This is a genomic window from Moraxella sp. (genome assembly GCF_024227015.1).
Classification (GTDB): domain Bacteria; phylum Pseudomonadota; class Gammaproteobacteria; order Pseudomonadales; family Moraxellaceae; genus Moraxella.
The window spans coordinates 1-2,447 of the sequence record NZ_JAAELD010000153.1 but is presented as its reverse complement, the minus strand read 5'-3'; the positions used below and the strand labels follow the sequence as shown (position 1 = coordinate 2,447).

Annotated in this window: 1 protein-coding gene; it reads right to left on the bottom strand. The window is 48.4% G+C overall.

The genetic code is table 11. From position 1 onward, the window contains the following. Window positions 1–99 precede the first annotated feature (99 nt). Window positions 100–2,337 (bottom strand): nitric-oxide reductase large subunit, encoded by a 2,238-nt coding sequence (locus tag GY683_RS03575; RefSeq protein ID WP_297287444.1) that lies wholly within the window; start codon window positions 2,335–2,337, stop codon window positions 100–102. Between the last annotated feature and the right edge of the window lie 110 nt (window positions 2,338–2,447).

The following is a 2,447-nucleotide window of genomic DNA, read 5'->3' as shown; positions in this document are numbered from 1 at the left end:
TGTCAAACAATTTAACGCAGTTTTGCCAGATTTAGGCATTTTTAGGCCATTAAAAATACTTTGTTCCGAATTAGGGACACGCCCTAAACAAGGGGGTGGTTAGGATGGTTTTTTGGCAAAGACTAATTTGACAATCTGCCAAGCTACTGCCACCGCACCGATGATGAATACCACATCACCAAAGGTGCGCACCCAACGCAAGGTCACAAGAAACTCTTGCTGCATAAAGCCTTCGCTACGCGCATACCACAAGCCTTCGGTGATGGCGGCGTGCGCTTGGAAGATGCCGATTGGCAACAGACTGGTGGCGATCATCAGTACCAGACCAATGTTCAGTGCCCAAAAACCAAGCTTCATCAGCTTATCATCAAAGTGATGCTCAGGGCGCAGATAGCGCACGATCAGCAGCACAAAGCCTAGCGCCAAGAAGCCATACACCCCGAACAAGGCAGCGTGTGCGTGTACTGCGGTGGTGTTCAAGCCTTGTAGATAGAACAGTGAGATCGGCGGGTTGATCATAAAGCCGAACACGCCCGCACCAAGCATATTCCAAAATGCCACAGCGGTGAAGAATAGGATTGGCCATTTCAGTTTTTGCATCCAAGGCGCTTGATGCTGCTTAGAATAATTCTCATAGCCTTCATAGCCAAGCACCACTAATGGCACAACTTCTAAGGCTGAGAAAGACGCACCCATCGCCATAATCGGCGTGGTCGTACCTGTAAAGTACAAGTGATGGAAAGTGCCTGGAATGCCGCCGACCAAGTACAGCGCCGCTGATGCGATGGCAGCACCTGTGGCAGTGCGATAGCTGACCAAACCCAAATTATAAAAGATAAAGGCAAATGATGCAGTGGCAAAGACTTCAAAAAAGCCTTCTACCCACAGATGCACCACCCACCAGCGCCAATATTCCATGATGGCGATGTTGGTGTGCTCACCGTAGAATAGCCCTGAGCCATAGAACAGACCCACGCACAGCACCGATGCGACGAAGATGGCAAGCAGGTTTTTGTCGCCGTGTTGTTTAAAGCCATTGACCCAGCCGCGCATCATCAGTACAAGCCAAATCAGCATACCGACCCATTTTAGGATTTGCCAAAAACGACCCAAATCGACATATTCATAACCCTGATGACCGAACCAGAAATTCAGATCAGCAGGCAAAATGTGTGCGATGGCGAAGTACTGCGACGCAAATGAGCCGACACAGACAATGATGAGAGCTACCCACAGAATATCCACACCAAGCTTTTGGAACTTAGGATCTTTACCACCATTAATAATCGGTGTCAAAAATAGACCCGCTGCCAAAAATGCTGTCGCAATCCAAAACAGCGCAAGCTGAATGTGCCATGTGCGCAGCAGCGAATAAGGTAGATAATCAGACAGCTGAATGCCGTAGAAGGCTTGACCTTCGACCGTATAGTGCGCTACGACACCAGCGACGAAGACTTGGGCGACGAATAATGCCGCGACTAAAAAGGCATATTTGCCCAGTGCTTTTTGTGATGGGGTTAGTGCAAGCTTGGTCAAAGGATCGGCACTTGGCGCGTGAATGACTTCTTCTTCGGGTTTTTTAAACGCCCAAATCCAAATCAAAAAGCCCACACCTGCGATCAAAAATACCACCGATGCGATCGACCAAATAATATTCTCGGCGGTCGGTACATTGTCAATCAATGGCTCATGCGGCCAGTTATTGGTAAAAGTCGCATCCGTACCAGGGCGTTCAGCTGATGCGATCCAACTGGTCCAAAAGAAAAAATCCGCCAAGCGTTCACGCGCAGTGACATCAGGTAAGGTGTTGTTTTTCATCGCGAAACTTTCGCGAGTACCGGCAAGCTCAGGCGTATCACCATACAGATCGATGTAATACGATGCAACCGCTTCGATCGCTTGGATGCGCGCATCAGACAGCACAACCGTCTCAGTGCCATTGGCAGCGCTGCTGCGATATTCTTGCTTCATCTGCTCATTGATGCCTGCTTGTTCAGCGGCACTCAGTTCATCGAATGCCTTATTGTACAGTGCTTTGGCTTGGATATTTTGATAAGCGACAAGCTCGCGATGCAGCCAGTCGGCTGTCCAGTCAGGCGCTTGATATGCACCGTGACCAAGCACAGAGCCCAGCTGCATACCACCTGTGGTTTGCCATGCTGATTGACCGTCCAAAATGTCTTTTTTGGTCATGATGACATCGCCCTGACTGCTGACGAACTGCGTAGGAATTGGCGGTGCTTGGCGATAGACTTCGACACCACCCCAGCCCAATAGGGTAAAGGCGATAAGCAGGGTGCCGATCAGCCAATACCAATGCTTTTTATAATTACCCATCTCTTGCTCCTTGTGGCTTGATAGGGAAAAATGATCAGTAAAAATATGGATCAACTTGGAAAAATTAAAAGATATATATAAAATAAATCTTTACAAGCGTAATTTTACGA